This is a genomic window from Pseudomonas sp. NPDC087185, from assembly GCF_044744955.1.
Classification (GTDB): Bacteria; Pseudomonadota; Gammaproteobacteria; order Pseudomonadales; family Pseudomonadaceae; genus Aquipseudomonas.
In genome coordinates, this window is the sequence record NZ_JBIUZK010000001.1 from 663,994 (window position 1) to 679,682 (window position 15,689).

General features: G+C 66.6%; 19 protein-coding genes. 2 read left to right on the forward strand and 17 right to left on the reverse strand.

Annotation, left to right across the window (positions count from 1 at the left end):
• Positions 1-13 precede the first annotated feature (13 nt).
• The 5 genes from purT to ACIPIJ_RS03275 all read right to left on the reverse strand — a co-directional run bounded on the left by purT (position 14) and on the right by ACIPIJ_RS03275 (position 3,158).
• A complete protein-coding gene (purT, locus tag ACIPIJ_RS03255; RefSeq protein WP_401072634.1) occupies positions 14-1,195 on the reverse strand; it encodes a formate-dependent phosphoribosylglycinamide formyltransferase in 1,182 nt (393 codons plus the stop codon).
• Between the two features lie 76 nt (positions 1,196-1,271).
• Positions 1,272-1,739, reverse strand: a complete 468-nt coding sequence (locus ACIPIJ_RS03260; protein WP_401072636.1) for a preQ0 transporter — start codon at positions 1,737-1,739, stop codon at positions 1,272-1,274.
• A gap of 59 nt (positions 1,740-1,798) precedes the next feature.
• On the reverse strand, positions 1,799-1,999 hold the full coding sequence (locus ACIPIJ_RS03265) for a DUF1289 domain-containing protein (RefSeq protein ID WP_401072637.1): 201 nt from the start codon (positions 1,997-1,999) through the stop codon (positions 1,799-1,801).
• Positions 1,992-2,516 (reverse strand): gamma carbonic anhydrase family protein, encoded by a 525-nt coding sequence (locus ACIPIJ_RS03270; protein ID WP_401072639.1) that lies wholly within the window; start codon positions 2,514-2,516, stop codon positions 1,992-1,994. Before ACIPIJ_RS03270 ends, ACIPIJ_RS03265 begins: the two co-directional genes overlap by 8 nt.
• Positions 2,517-2,558: 42 nt before the next feature.
• Positions 2,559-3,158, reverse strand: coding sequence for a CoA pyrophosphatase (locus ACIPIJ_RS03275; protein ID WP_103445470.1), 600 nt, complete (start codon positions 3,156-3,158; stop codon positions 2,559-2,561).
• A gap of 126 nt (positions 3,159-3,284) precedes the next feature.
• Between ACIPIJ_RS03275 and ACIPIJ_RS03280 the strand changes: the two genes are divergently transcribed.
• Positions 3,285-3,836, forward strand: a complete 552-nt coding sequence (locus ACIPIJ_RS03280; protein ID WP_401072641.1) for an NUDIX hydrolase — start codon at positions 3,285-3,287, stop codon at positions 3,834-3,836.
• An 18-nt stretch (positions 3,837-3,854) separates the two neighbouring features.
• Positions 3,855-4,409, forward strand: coding sequence for a murein L,D-transpeptidase family protein (locus ACIPIJ_RS03285; protein WP_401072643.1), 555 nt, complete (start codon positions 3,855-3,857; stop codon positions 4,407-4,409).
• Positions 4,410-5,032: 623 nt separating this feature from the next.
• Here ACIPIJ_RS03285 and ACIPIJ_RS03290 read toward each other — a convergent pair.
• The 12 genes from ACIPIJ_RS03290 to ACIPIJ_RS03345 are packed head-to-tail and all read right to left on the reverse strand — an operon-like array spanning position 5,033 to position 15,675.
• Positions 5,033-5,692, reverse strand: coding sequence for a hypothetical protein (locus ACIPIJ_RS03290; RefSeq protein WP_401072645.1), 660 nt, complete (start codon positions 5,690-5,692; stop codon positions 5,033-5,035).
• Entirely contained in the window at positions 5,689-6,075 is a 387-nt protein-coding gene (gene gspM, locus ACIPIJ_RS03295; RefSeq protein WP_401072647.1) for a type II secretion system protein GspM, read from the reverse strand. Before gspM ends, ACIPIJ_RS03290 begins: the two co-directional genes overlap by 4 nt.
• A complete protein-coding gene (gene gspL, locus ACIPIJ_RS03300) occupies positions 6,072-7,160 on the reverse strand; it encodes a type II secretion system protein GspL (protein ID WP_401072649.1) in 1,089 nt (362 codons plus the stop codon). The genes gspM and gspL overlap by 4 nt, the downstream gene beginning before the upstream one ends.
• A complete protein-coding gene (locus tag ACIPIJ_RS03305) occupies positions 7,157-7,747 on the reverse strand; it encodes a type II secretion system protein J (RefSeq protein WP_401072651.1) in 591 nt (196 codons plus the stop codon). Before ACIPIJ_RS03305 ends, gspL begins: the two co-directional genes overlap by 4 nt.
• Positions 7,744-8,112 (reverse strand): type II secretion system protein GspI, encoded by a 369-nt coding sequence (locus ACIPIJ_RS03310; protein WP_401072652.1) that lies wholly within the window; start codon positions 8,110-8,112, stop codon positions 7,744-7,746. The genes ACIPIJ_RS03305 and ACIPIJ_RS03310 overlap by 4 nt, the downstream gene beginning before the upstream one ends.
• Positions 8,109-8,546, reverse strand: coding sequence for a type II secretion system minor pseudopilin GspH (gspH, locus tag ACIPIJ_RS03315; protein ID WP_401072653.1), 438 nt, complete (start codon positions 8,544-8,546; stop codon positions 8,109-8,111). Before gspH ends, ACIPIJ_RS03310 begins: the two co-directional genes overlap by 4 nt.
• 3 nt (positions 8,547-8,549) lie before the next feature.
• Positions 8,550-8,984 carry a type II secretion system major pseudopilin GspG gene (gene gspG, locus ACIPIJ_RS03320; RefSeq protein ID WP_401072655.1) on the reverse strand — a complete coding sequence of 145 codons (435 nt, stop codon included), beginning with the start codon at positions 8,982-8,984 and terminating at the stop codon, positions 8,550-8,552.
• A gap of 18 nt (positions 8,985-9,002) precedes the next feature.
• Entirely contained in the window at positions 9,003-10,205 is a 1,203-nt protein-coding gene (gene gspF, locus ACIPIJ_RS03325; protein WP_401072657.1) for a type II secretion system inner membrane protein GspF, read from the reverse strand.
• Positions 10,206-10,208: 3 nt separating this feature from the next.
• Positions 10,209-11,657, reverse strand: a complete 1,449-nt coding sequence (locus ACIPIJ_RS03330; RefSeq protein WP_401073425.1) for a GspE/PulE family protein — start codon at positions 11,655-11,657, stop codon at positions 10,209-10,211.
• Positions 11,657-13,591 (reverse strand): type II secretion system secretin GspD, encoded by a 1,935-nt coding sequence (gene gspD, locus ACIPIJ_RS03335; protein ID WP_401073428.1) that lies wholly within the window; start codon positions 13,589-13,591, stop codon positions 11,657-11,659. The genes ACIPIJ_RS03330 and gspD overlap by 1 nt, the downstream gene beginning before the upstream one ends.
• Positions 13,592-13,612: 21 nt before the next feature.
• A complete protein-coding gene (locus ACIPIJ_RS03340; protein WP_401072659.1) occupies positions 13,613-14,038 on the reverse strand; it encodes a pilus assembly protein PilZ in 426 nt (141 codons plus the stop codon).
• Entirely contained in the window at positions 14,035-15,675 is a 1,641-nt protein-coding gene (locus ACIPIJ_RS03345; protein ID WP_401072661.1) for a lipoprotein UxpA, read from the reverse strand. The genes ACIPIJ_RS03340 and ACIPIJ_RS03345 overlap by 4 nt, the downstream gene beginning before the upstream one ends.
• Positions 15,676-15,689: the final 14 nt, after the last annotated feature.

Here is a 15,689-nt window from a genome sequence, read left to right on the forward strand (position 1 = left end):
GCCCCACGTTGAATCAGAACTCGACCTTGACTGCCTGCGATGCACGGGTTGCCTTGGCCCGCGCCGCTTCGATCGACTCGTCACGCGCCAAGCACACGCCCATGCGGCGCTGGCCGTTGATTTCCGGCTTGCCGAACAGGCGGATCGCGGTATCCGGCTCGCTCAACGCCGCGCCAAGGTTGGCGAAGCTGGCTTGCTGCGACTGGCCTTCCGGCAGGATCACCGCCGAGGCCGATGGGCCGAACTGGCGTACCACCGGGATCGGCAGGCCGAGAATGGCGCGCGCGTGCAGCGCGAACTGCGACAGGTCCTGGGAAATCAGCGTGACCAGGCCGGTGTCATGCGGGCGCGGCGACACTTCGCTGAACCACACCTGGTCGCCCTTGACGAACAATTCGACACCGAACAGGCCACGCCCGCCCAGTGCATCGGTGACCGCCTTGGCCACGCGCTGCGATTCGGCCAGCGCTTTCGCGCTCATGGCCTGGGGCTGCCAGGATTCCTGGTAGTCGCCCTTTTCCTGACGGTGGCCGACCGGTTCCAGGAACGTGGTACCACCCACATGGCGCACGGTCAGCAGGGTGATTTCATAGTCGAAATCGATGAAGCCTTCGATGATCACCCGGCCTTTGCCGGCACGCCCGCCCTCCTGGGCATAGTCCCACGACGTCTGCAGGTCGGCGTCGCTGCGCAGCAGGCTCTGGCCCTTGCCCGACGAGCTCATCACCGGCTTGACCACACACGGATAGCCCACGTCGGCCACGGCTTTGGCGTAGTCTTCATAGGTGTCGGCAAAGTGGTACGGCGAGGTCGGCAGGTCCAGCTCTTCGGCGGCCAGGCGGCGGATGCCTTCGCGGTTCATGGTGAGCTGGGTGGCGCGGGCTGTCGGCACCACGGTGAAGCCTTCGCTTTCCAGCTCGACCAGGGTGGCAGTGGCGATCGCTTCGATTTCAGGGACGATGTAATGGGGCTTTTCAGCCTCGATCACCGCGCGCAGGGCCACGCCATCGAGCATGTTCACCACGTGGCTACGGTGCGCGACCTGCATGGCCGGGGCATTGGCGTAGCGGTCCACGGCAATCACTTCGACGCCCAGGCGCTGCAGCTCGATCACCACTTCCTTGCCCAGCTCGCCACAGCCACAGAGCAGTACACGGGTCGCGGTAGGCGACAAGGGGGTTCCGATACGGGTCATTTCAGGTCCTCGAAGGCGTCCGGGGCCGCGCCAGGCTTAGCGCCGCCCGCTGAAAAAGGACCCGTATTCTACACCATCAGCTGGTAACGGCAGCCCGCCGAGCGCGAAATGCCATGGCCAGCCAAACCGCCGTCACGCCGGCGAATTTCGAGGCCATGGCGGTGCCGATCACCGCCGGGGTCAGGGCGCCGATCATGCCGAAGAAGATGAACGTGTCCACGGGGATGCTCAGCGCCGAGCTTAGCCACAGGCGGTCACGCAGGGGCCGGCGGGTGACGCTGAACACCAGCCAGTCGATCAGCTCGGAGATGAAGAACGCCGTGGCGCTGGCCAGGGCGATGGCCGGCTCCGAGGTGACGTACGACAGCACCAGGGCCATCAGCATGGCGATCAGCGCGCCATGGCCGTAGCGGGTCTGCACCATGTCGCGCAGGATGAACACCAGCCCACCCCAGGCGGACCAGATCACGTCCAGGTGCGGAGCGCTGGAAAAGGCGAAGTTGATCAGTACAACGCTGCTGATGTAGGCGATGAGAAAGAACATGGGCGGTGACCGTCGGGCAAGCCGGGCAGATTACTTGATTTTCGGGTCAGTCGCAGCCCCTACATGATCAACCCGGCAGCCACCGCCCGCTCATGGCATAGCTTCAACACCGCCCGGCGCTCAGTATTGTCCATCCGCCCCCAGCGGCCGATTTCGGCCACGGTGCGCTGGCAGCCGGTGCAGATATCCTGCTCGTCCAGCGCACAGATGCTCACGCACGGCGAAGCGACCGGGCGTTCAGTGGCAATGACCTCACTCATCGTCCACCACCAGCTCCCGCGCATAACGCTGGGCGTTGTGCACATAGTGTGCGGCGCTGGCCTCGAGCATGCGTTTTTGCTGCTCGGTCAGCTCGCGCACCACCTTGCCGGGCGAGCCCATCACCAGCGAACCATCAGGAATTTCCTTCCCCTCGGGAATCAGCGCATTGGCACCGATGATGCAGTGCTTGCCAATGTGCGCGCCGTTGAGAATCACCGCATTGATGCCAACCAGGCTGTAATCGCCGACCGTGCAACCATGCAGCATGGCGTTGTGGCCGATGGTCACGCCCTTGCCCAGGGTCAGCGGCGCGCCCATGTCGGTGTGCATGACGGTACCGTCCTGGACATTGCTGTCCTCGCCGATGTCGATCAGCTCGTTGTCGCCGCGCAGCACCGCGCCGAACCACACGCTGGCGCGCGCCTGCAGGCGCACTTTGCCAATCAGCATGGCGTTGGGGGCAGCCCAACTGGTGGGATGGCATTCGACCCGCAGGTCGCCCAGGCGGTATTTCATGTTCGCTCCTCAGGGTAGCAACGGCGGCGGGGTGGGCCCCGCTCAGATTTCGATGTAGCGCTCGGGGGGGTGATGCAGGCTGATCCCAGCGTCGTACAACAGGTTGACCAACTCGACGATCATGATCGCCGAAAGCCCCCAGATCTTGTATTCGCCATAGCGATAGCTGGGCACGTACCAACTGCGGCCCTGGTAATCGATACGGTGGGTGTGGTCGCGCGGGTCCTGGCGGAAGAATTCCAGCGGCACGCTGAATACTGCCGCGATCTCCGCATCGTTGGCGCGGTATTCGACGAAATCGGGGATAAGCCCGACGAATGGCGTTACTTTCAGGCCATGCAGGGAAATCAGCGGGCTGAGCGGGCCGATCACTTCGACCAGGCCAGGCGGCAGGCCGATTTCTTCCTCGGCCTCGCGCAGTGCGGTGAACACCAGGTCAGGGTCTTCAGGGTCGCGCCGGCCACCGGGGAAGGCGACTTCGCCACCATGGGTCGACAAGCCCTTGGCACGCAGGGTCAAGACCAGTTCGGGCGCTTCGCTGCGGGTAATGGGCAAGAGTACCGCGGCCTCGGGGAACCGTCGGTCGGTTTCCAGTGAAGCAGGTTGGTGGTTGCTCATTCGGCGAAGTAGCTCGTCCAGCATTGCGCACTCTCGTTTCCAAGGCCTGCCCTGCATGATGCACCAAAGCCGCGAAGCACCCAAGCCCTGTGCGCTTGCGGCGGGCCTGTGTGTCGCGCCAAGATAAGCCGGTCAAAAGGGAAGAACAGCATGAAATTTTGCAGCGCGTGCGGCCAGCCGGTCATTCAGCGGATCCCCGAGGGCGACAGCCGCCTGCGGTATGTGTGCGAGCATTGCCAGACCATCCACTACCAGAACCCCAACATCGTGGCCGGGGTGCTGCCGACCTGGGGCAGCCAGGTGCTGCTGTGCCGCCGCGCCATCGAGCCGCGCCGTGGCTTCTGGACCCTGCCTGCCGGGTTCATGGAGAACGGCGAAACCCTGGACCAAGCCGCCCGTCGCGAAACCGTGGAAGAAGCCTGCGCCCGGGTCGGCACCATGACGCTGTACCAGCTGTTCGACTTGCCGCACATCAACCAGGTGCATGTGTTCTTCCGCGCAGAGCTGGCAGACCTGGATTTCGCCATCGGTATCGAAAGCCTGGAAGTGAAGTTGTTTGAAGAGCACGAAGTACCTTGGGACGAGCTGGCTTTCCGCACCGTCACGCGCACACTAGAATGCTATTATCGCGACCGCATCGGGCAGCACTATCCGCTAGGCCATGAGTACCTGCCACCGATGAGCGTTTCGCCCACTACTTAAGTTTGCAGGTGCTGCTTCATGCGCTGGTTGTTCGCCCTTTTCTGCTTTTGCGTTAGCTCGGTGTCCCAGGCGGCCTTCACCGAAACCATCATTCGCAAGCCACAACCCCCGGTGCCGGCACAATCGCAATCGCAGGCGGCCATGCAGCCGCTGATCGACAAGGTGCTGGTGATCAAGTCCCAGCGCCGGCTGCAACTGATCAGCCGCGGCGAGCCGCTGAAAACCTACCGCATCTCGCTGGGCAAGCAGCCCAAGGGAGCCAAGGAGCGCGAGGGCGACAAGAAGACCCCGGAAGGCCTCTATTGGCTGGACTGGCGCAAGGAAAGCGACCGCTTCAACCTGTCCATGCACATCACCTACCCCAACATCAGCGACGCAGCCCGCGCCACCCGTGACGGTGTCAGCGCCGGCAGCATGATCATGATCCATGGCACACCGATCAACGATGAGTACCCCGAGTGGTACTTCCACACGCTCGACTGGACAGATGGCTGCATCGCCATGCGCAACGCCGACATGCGTGAGGTCTGGGAGCTGGTGCGCGACGGCACGCTGATCGAGATTCGACCTTGACCACCCTCCTGCATCATTAAGATGTAGGAGCTTTCATACTGTAGTTAAACAACTGTCCTACACCCGCTCAAGCAGCAGACTGCATCCAACCGAACTGAACAGCTCTTAGCATCCACGCAAACGAGTACGTACGCCGTACGCCATTTGCGGGATGGTTCAATGCCTTGTCGATTCCAACACACCGCCAGCCGGCTTCTTGCCTGCTGCATGCCAGGTTTGCCGGCGCAGCCCCAAGCGCTGGCCGACGTCTACGCCCGCCAACTGCCCCTCCCCCGCCCGCGCGTCGCCTACGACAGCGCCCCGCATCGCCCACGCCCTGAATCCGGCTTCTGGGCTGGAGTGGGCGCTACCCCTCTGTCCCGCCCACAACTATGAGAACAAGCACATGCAGAGACGTTCGCCGTTACCCTCCCTTTGCCTCGATGCCTTGCGCTGGGCCATGTGCCACGCGCGGCTCGGCCTTGTCACCGCAACGGCGCAGGCCCGGCTGGAAAAGGCTTCGACCGCACCAGCACTGGACACGCCCAGTGTCAGCATGGACATCACCGTGGAGCATCTCAAGCACCTGGAAAACCAGCGCCGCGGCTTTGCTCAGCCAAGCGAACTGCCGCTCGCCCGCCTGGCTACCAGTGCACATCCCGCTTCCCCGTCAGTGCCTGCGGCTTCAGCCATTGAGCACCGCGCAGCACCGGCATCAATGCAGCATCCGGCTGCAGTTCAAATGCCACCTGCGCCCGACGCGCCACCAGGTCGGCATCGACCGTCAGCTGATGCTGCCCTGGCTGCGCCAACTGCCCCTGCAGACGCCAGCCGGTGCGGCAGTTCAACTCCAGCCAGCCTTGGCCCAAGCCCAGCGACCAGGGCTGGCTCAAGGCCAGGTCGGTGACCGTCATACGCCCTTCGCTGGCGCGGCACTGGCGCCCCGAACCCTGCACGCTCAACACGCCCTGCCACTGCCCGGCCAGCCGATAACCCTGCTGCGCGGTCGCCTGGGCACCGGACGCCGTCGCTTCGAGCCGCCAGCGCCAAGGCCAGCCTTCACCACGCAACTGCCAGCCTTGTCCTTGGAAGCCCAGCAGGGCATTGGCCTGCAAGCGCCAAGGCAGCACCTCCCAATGCACGGGCCCGACAGGCCCGACCTGGCGGGCCTGGCCGCGCCACAGGCTGCCACTGACACCGTGCATGGGCAGGCCAACGAAGGGCGCCAACCAGGCGGCCGGCAACTCCACCAGCAAGGTCAGGCTGAATATCAACCCGCCCCACAGCAGCCCCCGCCACCTCATGGTTGCACCACCAGGTCAAAGTGCAGCCCCTTGGCATCCCGCTCCAGGGCCCACTGCAGAGGCTGCGCCCCCTCTGCCTGCAAAGCTTGCATCCAACCTTGCAGAACACGCTCATCAGCCACCTGGCCGCGCAGTTGCCAGTGCTTGCCTTGGGCCTCGACCTCGACAAGTTCGATCCGCCGCGCCTGAGCGGACTGGCGCAGCCGTTCCAGGCTCACGGCCGGACCGCTGTGCAACGCACTTGCCTGCTCCGCCAGCCCTCGCCATTGGCTGAGCTCGCGCCATAGCGACAGCCCTTCGCGCATTGCCAGGAAAGCCAGTAAAGCGCCAATCAGGCACCCGGCGAGCAACAAGCGATGGCGTTGGATCCACGCCTGGGTCATGTTGCTGCCCCCAGATCGAATACCACGTGCGTCGACGGCTCAGTGCTTTCCACCTGCACCGTAGCCCCAGCGGCAGTGGCCATCTCGCCCCATGGCGGTGAGCTGGCGTCGCCCTCCAGGCGAACGTGCCAGCGCTGGCCATCGAAGCGCACCGCCTGCAGGCGCCAGTGTGGGTGATCATGCAACCAGGCGTGCAAACGCGCCTGCAGGTCTTCCAGCTGGCGCGCGCGCAGGTGCTGTTGCAGTTCACCTTCACGCAGGCGCTTGAGCGCCTGCGCCGCATGCCGTGGGCTGGGCTGGGCACCGGTCACTGCCAGCACCTGCGCACGCCAGGCCTGGACCTGGCGCCATTGTTGGCTCAACCATAGCCCACTGCACACCACGGCCAGCCCCAGGCACGCGGCAATGAGGCGTCGCTGCGCTGTCGGCACGCCGGGTAGCGCGCGCACCTGACGCGGTCGTTCGAACAGGCTTGGCAGCTGGTCGAGCGGGGCCAGCCTGCTCGGCCAGCTACCGGTCAAGGTTGCCGTGCTCAGCGTACGCCAGGGCTGTTGCGGTGCGTCGCCCAATGCCTCGGGCCATGCCAGCCAGTGCGCGTGGCCCTCCTCACTCAACCCCAGGTACAGGCGCAGGCCCGATGACCGCAGCCATTCCCAGGCCGTACCCGGTTCGGGCGTTGGCAACAATTGGAACTCGGCCCAGCAGCGTTCGATCTGCAGCCCCCATTCGGCACACTGCCTGCGCCAGTCATCCAGAGGCTGTCGGGCCACCACCAACAGGTGCAACTGCCCTTCTCGGCGTGACAGGCAGGCGCAATACACCTCGTCCGCGCTCTGCAGCAATTGGTCTTCCAGCAGCAACGGCCACTCGTCACGCCTGAGCCCAGGCGGAGCGGCAAGCTGGAACTGGCTGCACCGCTCGCCAGGGACGATCAGTACGACCTGAGCCTGCAGGTCCGCCGGAGGCTGGCCCTGCCCTTCACGCTGCGCGACGCCGTTTTCGACCAGCAGCCAGTCCCAGGTGTCACCCGGGCGTAGCAGCAGCCAGGATCGGGCCGGCGCACGTCGGCGCCACTCAAGCTTCATGAGCGCCCCCAAGGGAGGATGAACGTGCAGACATAAGGTGCTCCATCACGCTGCAATTGCACACGCACGCCACGGCCGGGATGCGCGGGTTGATCGGAAGGCCAGGGCAGCCAGCGGCCGCCCTGGTGATAAAGAACCGTGAACGCACTGACCTGCTGCAGTTGCTCACGCAAGACCCAGCGTGGTTCGCTGGCGGCATACAGGTCGGCCGAGGTCTCCAGCAACAAGCGTTGCTCGCGGGCATCGAAACGCAGGCGCTGGCGCTGCAGCCGCGAGCCGCCTTCGGCCTCGGGCAACGCGGCAGCGGCCACCCACAGCAACTGCTGGCGGTCGGCCTGCCAGTCGAGCCAATGGCTGGCCAGTGGCAGGCGCTGCTCGTACACCCGGCGCAACACCGGGCTGTCGAAGCGCCGCTCCAGGGCCAGGCAGAACTCCAGCACGCCGGTTTCTTCGCGGGGCGCCTGCAGCCGCTCGCGGACCTTGAGCCAGCCATTGACCAGGGCGGCGAGCATCACCCCGAGCAACGCGGTCAAGGCCATGGCCACCATCAGTTCGATCAGGGTCAAGCCCGCCTGGCGCTGCTTCATGGCCGCTCCAGAAAGACCGTGTACTGGCCCAGCGGCAGGCGCTGGTCGCGGTCGGCGTACAACTGCATCTCGCCACGGCGCAAGTTGCGCACACCGGTGCGGCGTAACTGCAACTGCCAGTGACACCGCTGGCCACCTTGGTCGAGCACGCCGCTGGCCTGGTTGCTGGCCGGCCAATACTGTTCGACGGCAAAGCGCGCCTGCAGCTCGCGGGCGCACAGCACGCCCAACCGATGCTGTTGCACGCTGTCCTGCACCGCCAGGCGCTGGCGTAGCACCTGGCTGGTGATCACCGCCAGCACGGCGGCAATCGCCAACGCCACGGTCACTTCCAGCAAGGTGAAACCGTACTGTTGGCGCTTCATGGTGACAGCTCCATGCGCAGTAAACCGTCGCGCCCCCAGGCCCAGCGCTGGCTGCCCTCGGCCCAGCGCCAGCGCACCGAGCCCGGCTGCGCCCACCCCTGTGGCGTGAACAGCAAGCGTGGCAGGGCACTGGCCGGCCAGTCCGGGCGCAAGCCTTTGGGCCAGTCGCCGAGGCTGACCGGTTCGACCACCCAGCCCTCGCGCTCACGGCGCACGAACTCCGGCTGCTCGCCGGTCCAGCGCAGCCCACGCAGTTGCCCGGCATGCCGGGCCAGCGCAGCCTGCGTGTGGACATGCGCGGCCAGGCGCTGCAGCGCTTGGTCGACGCTGGCCTTGCCGCTGTCGAGCCAGGCCACGGCGAGCCCGGTCATGAGCCCGGCGATGGCCAATACCACCAGCAACTCGAGCAGGCTGAAACCCCGCTGAGCACGCATCGTTCACAGCGCCCAGTTGCCCAGGTCGGCATCCTGGCCCTCGCCGCCTGGCACGCCATCAGCGCCCAGGGAATACACATCGACCCGGCCATGCTCGCCCGGCATGCGGTACTGGTACGGGGTGCCCCACGGGTCTTCCGGCAGCCTGCGCACATAGCCATCGCTGCGCCACGAACGCGGCAGCGGTTGCTGCGCCGGTTTTTTCACCAGTGCGGCCAGGCCCTGCTCATTGCTCGGGAACCGCAGGTTGTCCAGGCGGTACATGTCCAGCGCCTGTTCCAGCGTGGCCAGGTCGGCCATGACCTTCTGCCGCATGGCCTTGTCCTGGTTGCCGAGCACACTGGGCGCGACCACCGCGATCAGCAGGCCGATGATGAAGATCACCACCATGATTTCCATCAGGGTGAAGCCGCGTTGGCGGTTGCGTCGATGCTGCATGGGGTTACTCCTTGTCATCTACAGTTGCAGGCCCTGGTTGAGTTGCATGATCGGCAGCAGCACCGCCAGCACGATGAACAGCACCACGGCGCCCATCACCAGGATCATCAGGGGTTCGAAAAGCGCCATGGCGGTGTCCACCTGGCGGGCAAAGCCGCGTTCCTGGTCATCGGCCACGCGTTCGAGCATGTCGGCCAGGGTGCCGCTGGCCTCGCCGCTGCCGACCATGTTCACCAGCAGCGGCGGGAATTGCTGGCAGGCATCCAGCGCCCGGTGCAGGCTGGTGCCACCCTGCACCTGCTGGCGCACCTGCTGCATGGCCAGGCGGATGCGCCGGTTGCCGACGGTTTCGGTGGCCACCTGCAGCGCTTCGAGCAGGGCCACGCCACTGCTGGTGAGGATTGCCAGGCTGCGCGCCAGGCGAGCGCTCTCCAGTACCTGCAACAGCCCGCCTACACGTGGCAGGCGCAGCAGCAGGTCGTCGCGGCGCAGGCACCAGTGCGGCTTGCGCAGCAGCCAGCTGGCCAGCAGCGTGGCGAGGGTCGCCCCCCCCAGCAGCCAGGGCCCTGCGTGCACCAGGCCCTGGCTGAGGCCGATCAATAATGACGTGATCAGCGGCAGGCTCTGCCCGGCATGGGCGAATTGTTCGGTGAGCTTGGGCACGACGAAGGTCATCAGGCCAACCACCACCGCCAGCGACACGCCCATCAGCACACAGGGGTAGATCAAGGCAGTACGCGCCTTGTGCTGTTGGCGCTGCACCTGTTCCAGGTGGTCGGCCAGCCGTGTCAGCACCTGGGCCAGGCGCCCGGAACGCTCGCCGGCCTCGACCAGTGCGCAATACAACCCGGTAAACGGCGCGCCCTGTCGGGCCAGGCTGCGCGCCAGCCCCAGGCCTTCGGCGAGCGAGCCACGCAGCGCCACCAACACCCCGTGCAGCGCCGGCTGACGCAGCTGGCGTTCGAGCGTTGCCAAGGCATCGACCAGTGGGACGCCGGCACCGGTCAAGGTTGCCAGCTGGCGTGTCAGCTCGCACAACTGGGCGCGGTTCAGGCGCTGGCGGCGGGGCTGCCGGGTGCTGGCCTCGACGCGCTGCAACTGCCGTGGGAACAGGCCTTGCTCGCGCAGCAGCTGGCGCGCATGGCGCGCGGTGTCGGCCTGCAGGCTGGCCTTGTGCGGCTTGCCGGCGAGGTCGACGGCCTGATAGCGGAAGGTCGGCATGGCTCAGCCCTCGACCACGCGCAGCACTTCGGCCAGGCTGGTTTCACCGCGGGCCAGGCAGTCACTGGCCATCGCCACCAGGCTCTGCCGACGATCGGCCAGGTAGCCCTGCATGGCCAGCTCGCTGGCGCCGTCGTACAACAGCGCGATCAGGCCGGCGTCCAGCTCGATGAACTCATAAAGGCCCAGGCGGCCGACGTAGCCGCTGCCCTGGCACTGCTCGCAACCCACCGGGTGATGGCTGCTGCCCAGCGCCGCCAGCTCCGGCCACAGTGCACGTTCGGCCGGCTGCAGCGGCTGCGCCACGGCGCAATTGCACAGGCGCCGCACCAGGCGTTGAGCGAGCACGCCGCGCAGGCACGAGGCGATCAGGAACGGCTCGATGCCCATGTCGCGCAGGCGGGTGACCGCGCCGACCGCGCTGTTGGTGTGCAGGGTCGACAGCACCAGGTGGCCGGTGAGACTGGCCTGCACGGCAATCTGCGCGGTTTCCTGGTCGCGGATTTCACCCAGCATGATCACGTCCGGGTCTTGCCGCAGGATGGCGCGCAGGCCACTGGCGAAGGTCAGCCCGGCACGCGGGTTGATGGCGGTCTGGCCGATGCCGGCGATGGCATATTCCACCGGGTCCTCGACGGTCAGGATATTGCGGCTGCCGTCGTTGAGGCTGTTGAGGCTGGCGTACAGCGTGGTGGTCTTGCCCGAGCCGGTCGGGCCGGTCGACAGGACGATACCGTTGGGCCGCGCCAGGCAACTGCGCAGGCCCTGCAGCACCGCTGAGGGCATGCCCAAGTTGCCCAGCGCCAGCAGGCTGGCCTGCTTGTCGAGCACACGCATCACCACGCGCTCGCCGTGAATGCCAGGCAAGGTCGAGACGCGCACGTCCACTTCACGACCAGCGGCGCGCAAGGTGATGCGGCCGTCCTGGGGCTGGCGCTTCTCGGCGATGTCCAGCCGCGCCATGACCTTGATCCGTGACACCAGCATCGCCGACAGCGCCCGCGGCGGGCGCAGCACTTCGCGCAGGTGGCCATCGACGCGCAGGCGCACCACCAGGCTCTGTTCGAAGGTCTCGATGTGGATGTCCGAGGCGCGCAGGCGCAGTGCCTGGCCGAACAGGCCATTGATCAGGCGGATCACCGGGGCTTCGTCGTCGCTTTCGAGCAGGTCCTCGATGCGCGGCATTTCGCTCATCAGGCTGTCGAGGTCGACCTGCTCGCCGATGCCTTCGATCAGCGCTTCGGTGGCGGCATCACCGGCCTGGTACAGCTGGCCAAGGCGCTCGTCGAACGCAGCGGGCTCCAGGTATTCCAGCGCCACGGGCCGGCCGTGCACACGCAGCAGCTCTTGCAACTGATCACTGCAGGCATCGTGGCGCAGCCACAACTGCCAGCCAGCGTCCGCTGCGGCCATGGCCAGGCCGGCCTGGCGCGCCAGGCGATAGGGCAGCATCACCAGCTGCCGCCTTCAAGGCGCGCACGGCTGGCCGGGAACGCCCGCAGCAGCTGGCCGTCCTGCGCAAGGTCGGGCAACTGCAGCGGTGTGGTCTGCTGCAAGGTGCGGTACTTGTCTTCGCTCAAACCGGCCAGGCTCGGCCCGTCACGCAAGATGCGCGGGCGAATGAAGACCATCAGGTTCTGCTTGGTGTTCTTGCTGGCGTCGGAGCGGAACAGCCTTCCCAGCCCAGGGATGTCACCGAGGAACGGCACGCGCTGGTCGCTGGTGCTCAGCTCGTCGCTGATGAGCCCGCCGAGGATCACCAGGCCGTTGTCTTCGACCATGACCTTGGTCTTGATCTCGCGCTTGTTGGTAATGACGTCACTGGCGGCACTGGAGTCGGCGATCGACGACACTTCCTGGACGATGTCCAGGCGCACGCTGTTGTCGATGTTGATCTGCGGCTTGATGCGCAGCTTGACCCCGACTTCCTTGCGCTCGATGGTCTGGTACGGGTTGGCGTTGTTCTGCGTGACGGAGCCAGTAACGAAGGGCACTTCCTGGCCGACCAGGATCGACGCCTCGGCGTTGTCCAGGGTCAGCAGGGTTGGCGTGGACAGCAGGTTGAAGCCGCTCTTGCCCTTCAGTGCGTTGATCAGCATGGCGAAATTGAAACCGCCGCCGAAATGGCCGATGCCAGCAGTGACGCCCGTGGTGGCCGACAGCAGGTCGCCGAGCGCTTCGTTGTCACCACTGGCGGCGGCGCCCGCGATATTGGCGATATTCACCCCGTTGCTGCCGAAGTTGACGATACCGGCGCCGAACTTTTCGTCGGCGAACAGCCACTGCACGCCAAGCTCTTGGGCGCGGCTGTCGGAGACTTCGGCGATGATCGCCTCGACCACCACCTGGGCGCGGCGGATGTCCAGTTGCTCGACGATGGAGCGGTAGGCGGCCAGCTCGCTATCCGGGCCGACCATGACCACGGCGTTGGTGCCCTCCTCGTACTCCAGGCGGATGCCCGAATCACTGGCGGCAGCCATCACCGGCTTGTCCTTGCCCTCGCCTTCGCCAGCCCCTTCGCTGGGCGCTGCGCCTTCCTGGCTCAGGCCACGCAGCACCTTGACCACCTCGCCGGCATTGGCATGGCGCAGGTAGATCACCTGGGTGTTGCTGCTTTGCCGGTTTTCGCTGGGCTGGTCGAGCTGGCGCAACAGCGCCCGCACGCGGTCGGTGCTGCCCCGCACCAGCAAGGCATTGCTGCGCGGGTCGGCGACCACCTGGGTGCTGTCGGCGCCCTGCTCACGGGCCAGCAGGCGGGTCAGCAACTGCGCGGTGTCGGCAGCACTGGCGTGGCGCAGCGGCATCACCTGCAGCGGCTCGTCGCTGACCTGGTCGAGCTGGCGCAACAGGCTGTCGATGCGTTCGAGGTTGCTGCGCCAGTCGGTGACCACCAGCAGGTTCGCGGCGGGGTAAGGGGTAATGACGCCGACGCGGGGGTCGATCAATGGCTTGAGAATGCCGAGCATTTGCTCGCTGGCAGCGTTGCGCACATTGAACACGCGAGTGGCCACACCATCGCTGCCTTCGGATTGCTTGCCGGCGGTTTCCACCGGTACCGGTTCCAGGCGTGCAGCCTGGTCGGGGACAATCTTCACGCTGCCATTGGGCAGGTCCACTGCGGCGTAGCCCTGTGCCCGTAGTTGGGCGAGGAAAATGTCGTAGATGGCATCGGCATCGTGGCGGTCGACGGTGCGCACGGTGACCTTGCCCTTCACCCGTGGGTCGACGATGAACGTGGTGCCGGTGATGCGCGACACGCTGTCGATGAATTCGCCCAGTTCGGTGTCGACGAAGTTCACCTCGTACAGCGGGGTGCCGTCGTCACCGAAGGTTTCCGGCTCTTCGGCCCAGGCCAGGGTAAGGGCCAGGCTCATGGCTGCAGCCATGCAGAATTTCACCAGCATCGTTCATCCTTGCCGCTTGAAGCCGGTCACGGCAGGGCGTGGCGGCCAGGGCAGGCGTTCGCGCCGCCCCTGGTTGTCGAAAATCAGGCCATCGGCGTCGATGTCCTGCAACACGATCCCCGGCGCCAGGCGTTGGCCACGGCCGAGGGTGCGCACCTGCTGGCCGTAGCGCAGCACCACCACGCTGGCCGACAATGGCTTGGCCTTGAGGCCGCCGAGGTATTGCAATGGCAAGCGGGTCAGCGCGATTGCGCCGTCGTCACTCAAGGGTTGCCAGGCGCCGACCAGCAGCCCCGGCAGCGGGGCCTCGACGGCGAGCGCAGGGCTGGCCAGTTGCGGCTGGCGCGCCAGTTGCAGCACACATTGGGCCGCCAGCCAGCCGGCCAAGGTCAGCAGGCCGCCGGTCAGCAGGCGCGAGGCAAGGCTCACGACATTGCCTGGCGGGGATGCCAGCCCGGGTGACCTTGCACGTAGCGCACCTCGGGCAGTTGCAGGGCCGCCAACTGCCAGCCCGGCTGCTGCCGCCCAAGCCAGGCCTCGACCCGCTGCCACAGCGGCTCGCCGGCTTGGGTCTCGAACTGCAGGCCAAAGGTGCGGCACTGGCCTTGTACAGGGTCCAGGCCAGTGATGCGCTTGCCTTGCGGGCTGTAACTGACGCGCCAGGCCTGGCCCTGCCAGCGCGGCAGGTCCTGGCTGTTGTCCAGCAGCAGCGGGTCGCCGAACAGTTGCTCGGCGGCGTTTTCCAGTACCTGTTCAACCTGCCGGGCCGGGGCTTCGACCACCGGTGCCGGGTAACCCCCGGTGAGGCTGATCAGGTGTTCGCGGGTGATCGGCTCACCGGTAGCCAAGGGGTAGTCATAGCGCAGGCCCGGCAACAGCACCGGCAGGCGGCTGTCATCGGCCAGGGCCTGATGGAGCAGGCGGTCCCAGCTGCCGCCACGCGTGTCGCGACGCCACAACGCCTGTGGCGCGCGGGCCAGCGGTTGGTCGAGCCAGGCGGCGTGGCCGGCGCGCTGCTGGCGCAACTCGGCGTGCAACTGGCTGGCGCGCAACTGTGCCGCAGGTGAGAGTTGTTGAGCGAACGCCGGGAAGAAGCGCCCGTCGAATTGCCATTGGCCCGCCACCTGCTGGCAGCGCAGGCGGAATGCGCCACTGCCCCTGCAGCCGGCGAACAGCACCGGTATGCGCCGGCCGCTGGCCTGGGTCGCCTGCACGGGCGCTGGCCACAGGTCCTGCCCACGCGCGCAGAGCAGCACGTCGATGTCTGGCACCCGTTCGGCCAGCCACAAGCCCGGCCCGGTCCCGACATCCGCCAGCGCCACCACTAGATCCGCTTGGCGACGGGCTTGTTCGAAGGTGGGCAGCAGCGATTGGTACCACTGTTTGAGGGAGGCTTTCTGGTCCTGTGCGTAAGGGTCGGTGACACCGACCACGGCGATGCGCGCGCCGCCACGCTCGAAGACATGCAGCGGCTCCAGCCCAAGGCTTGTGCGCTGTTGCTCAGCAAGGCCGGCGCCGAGCGTGGTCGTGGAAGACTGGCGATACAGGCCGGCGCTGCGCTGTGGCCAAAGCACGCGTTCATCGCTGCTGACCCGCGCCTCGCTGCCCAGCAGTTGGCTGCCCTGCACGCCGCTCTCGCCCTGGGTCAGGTAGGCCAGGCCGCTGCCATTCCAACCTTGGCCGTTCTCCAGGGTGAGGCTGTTGCCTGCACCGGCCTCGCCGCGCAGCTGCTCCAGCAGGGCCGCGAGTACCGCGTAACCGCCCAGCTGCACACTGGCCGCCTGGCTGGCATCGAGCAAAGGGGCCAGTTGCGGGTGAGCGAGGCTGGCATTGCTGCCCGTCATCCACGGCGCACGCCCCAAGTGGCTGACCGGGCCCAGGCGGGTCGCCGGCACCACGGGCTGGCCGGGTTGTCGCGCATCCAGGGTGTCGGCGACGTACAGCAGGTCCACGCTGGCGTTGCCGCCACGCGGGCCTGGGAACGCAGAACAGGCACCGAGCAACGGTGCCAGGGCACCGACACCCATCCAGCTGATCACTTTGCGCCTGTGCACACTGCTTGCCATCGGGCCCGCCATCC

What these genes read in the sequence shown, in the direction of transcription:
- ACIPIJ_RS03270 (WP_401072639.1), bottom strand. Translation starts at nt 2,516, where the DNA reads ATGAAATACCGCCTGGGCGACCTGCGGGTCGAATGCCATCCCACCAGT.
- ACIPIJ_RS03305 (WP_401072651.1), bottom strand. Translation starts at nt 7,747, where the DNA reads ATGAAGCAGCGCCAGGCGGGCTTGACCCTGATCGAACTGATGGTGGCC.
- ACIPIJ_RS03310 (WP_401072652.1), bottom strand. Translation starts at nt 8,112, where the DNA reads ATGAAGCGCCAACAGTACGGTTTCACCTTGCTGGAAGTGACCGTGGCG.
- gspM (WP_401072647.1), bottom strand. Translation starts at nt 6,075, where the DNA reads ATGACCCAGGCGTGGATCCAACGCCATCGCTTGTTGCTCGCCGGGTGC.
- ACIPIJ_RS03275 (WP_103445470.1), bottom strand. Translation starts at nt 3,158, where the DNA reads ATGCTGGACGAGCTACTTCGCCGAATGAGCAACCACCAACCTGCTTCA.
- gspH (WP_401072653.1), bottom strand. Translation starts at nt 8,546, where the DNA reads ATGCGTGCTCAGCGGGGTTTCAGCCTGCTCGAGTTGCTGGTGGTATTG.
- gspF (WP_401072657.1), bottom strand. Translation starts at nt 10,205, where the DNA reads ATGCCGACCTTCCGCTATCAGGCCGTCGACCTCGCCGGCAAGCCGCAC.
- purT (WP_401072634.1), bottom strand. Translation starts at nt 1,195, where the DNA reads ATGACCCGTATCGGAACCCCCTTGTCGCCTACCGCGACCCGTGTACTG.
- ACIPIJ_RS03345 (WP_401072661.1), bottom strand. Translation starts at nt 15,675, where the DNA reads ATGGCAAGCAGTGTGCACAGGCGCAAAGTGATCAGCTGGATGGGTGTC.
- gspG (WP_401072655.1), bottom strand. Translation starts at nt 8,984, where the DNA reads ATGCAGCATCGACGCAACCGCCAACGCGGCTTCACCCTGATGGAAATC.
- gspD (WP_401073428.1), bottom strand. Translation starts at nt 13,591, where the DNA reads ATGGCTGCAGCCATGAGCCTGGCCCTTACCCTGGCCTGGGCCGAAGAG.
- gspL (WP_401072649.1), bottom strand. Translation starts at nt 7,160, where the DNA reads ATGAAGCTTGAGTGGCGCCGACGTGCGCCGGCCCGATCCTGGCTGCTG.
- ACIPIJ_RS03285 (WP_401072643.1), top strand. Translation starts at nt 3,855, where the DNA reads ATGCGCTGGTTGTTCGCCCTTTTCTGCTTTTGCGTTAGCTCGGTGTCC.
- ACIPIJ_RS03265 (WP_401072637.1), bottom strand. Translation starts at nt 1,999, where the DNA reads ATGAGTGAGGTCATTGCCACTGAACGCCCGGTCGCTTCGCCGTGCGTG.
- ACIPIJ_RS03330 (WP_401073425.1), bottom strand. Translation starts at nt 11,657, where the DNA reads ATGCTGCCCTATCGCCTGGCGCGCCAGGCCGGCCTGGCCATGGCCGCA.
- ACIPIJ_RS03280 (WP_401072641.1), top strand. Translation starts at nt 3,285, where the DNA reads ATGAAATTTTGCAGCGCGTGCGGCCAGCCGGTCATTCAGCGGATCCCC.
- ACIPIJ_RS03290 (WP_401072645.1), bottom strand. Translation starts at nt 5,692, where the DNA reads ATGAGGTGGCGGGGGCTGCTGTGGGGCGGGTTGATATTCAGCCTGACC.
- ACIPIJ_RS03260 (WP_401072636.1), bottom strand. Translation starts at nt 1,739, where the DNA reads ATGTTCTTTCTCATCGCCTACATCAGCAGCGTTGTACTGATCAACTTC.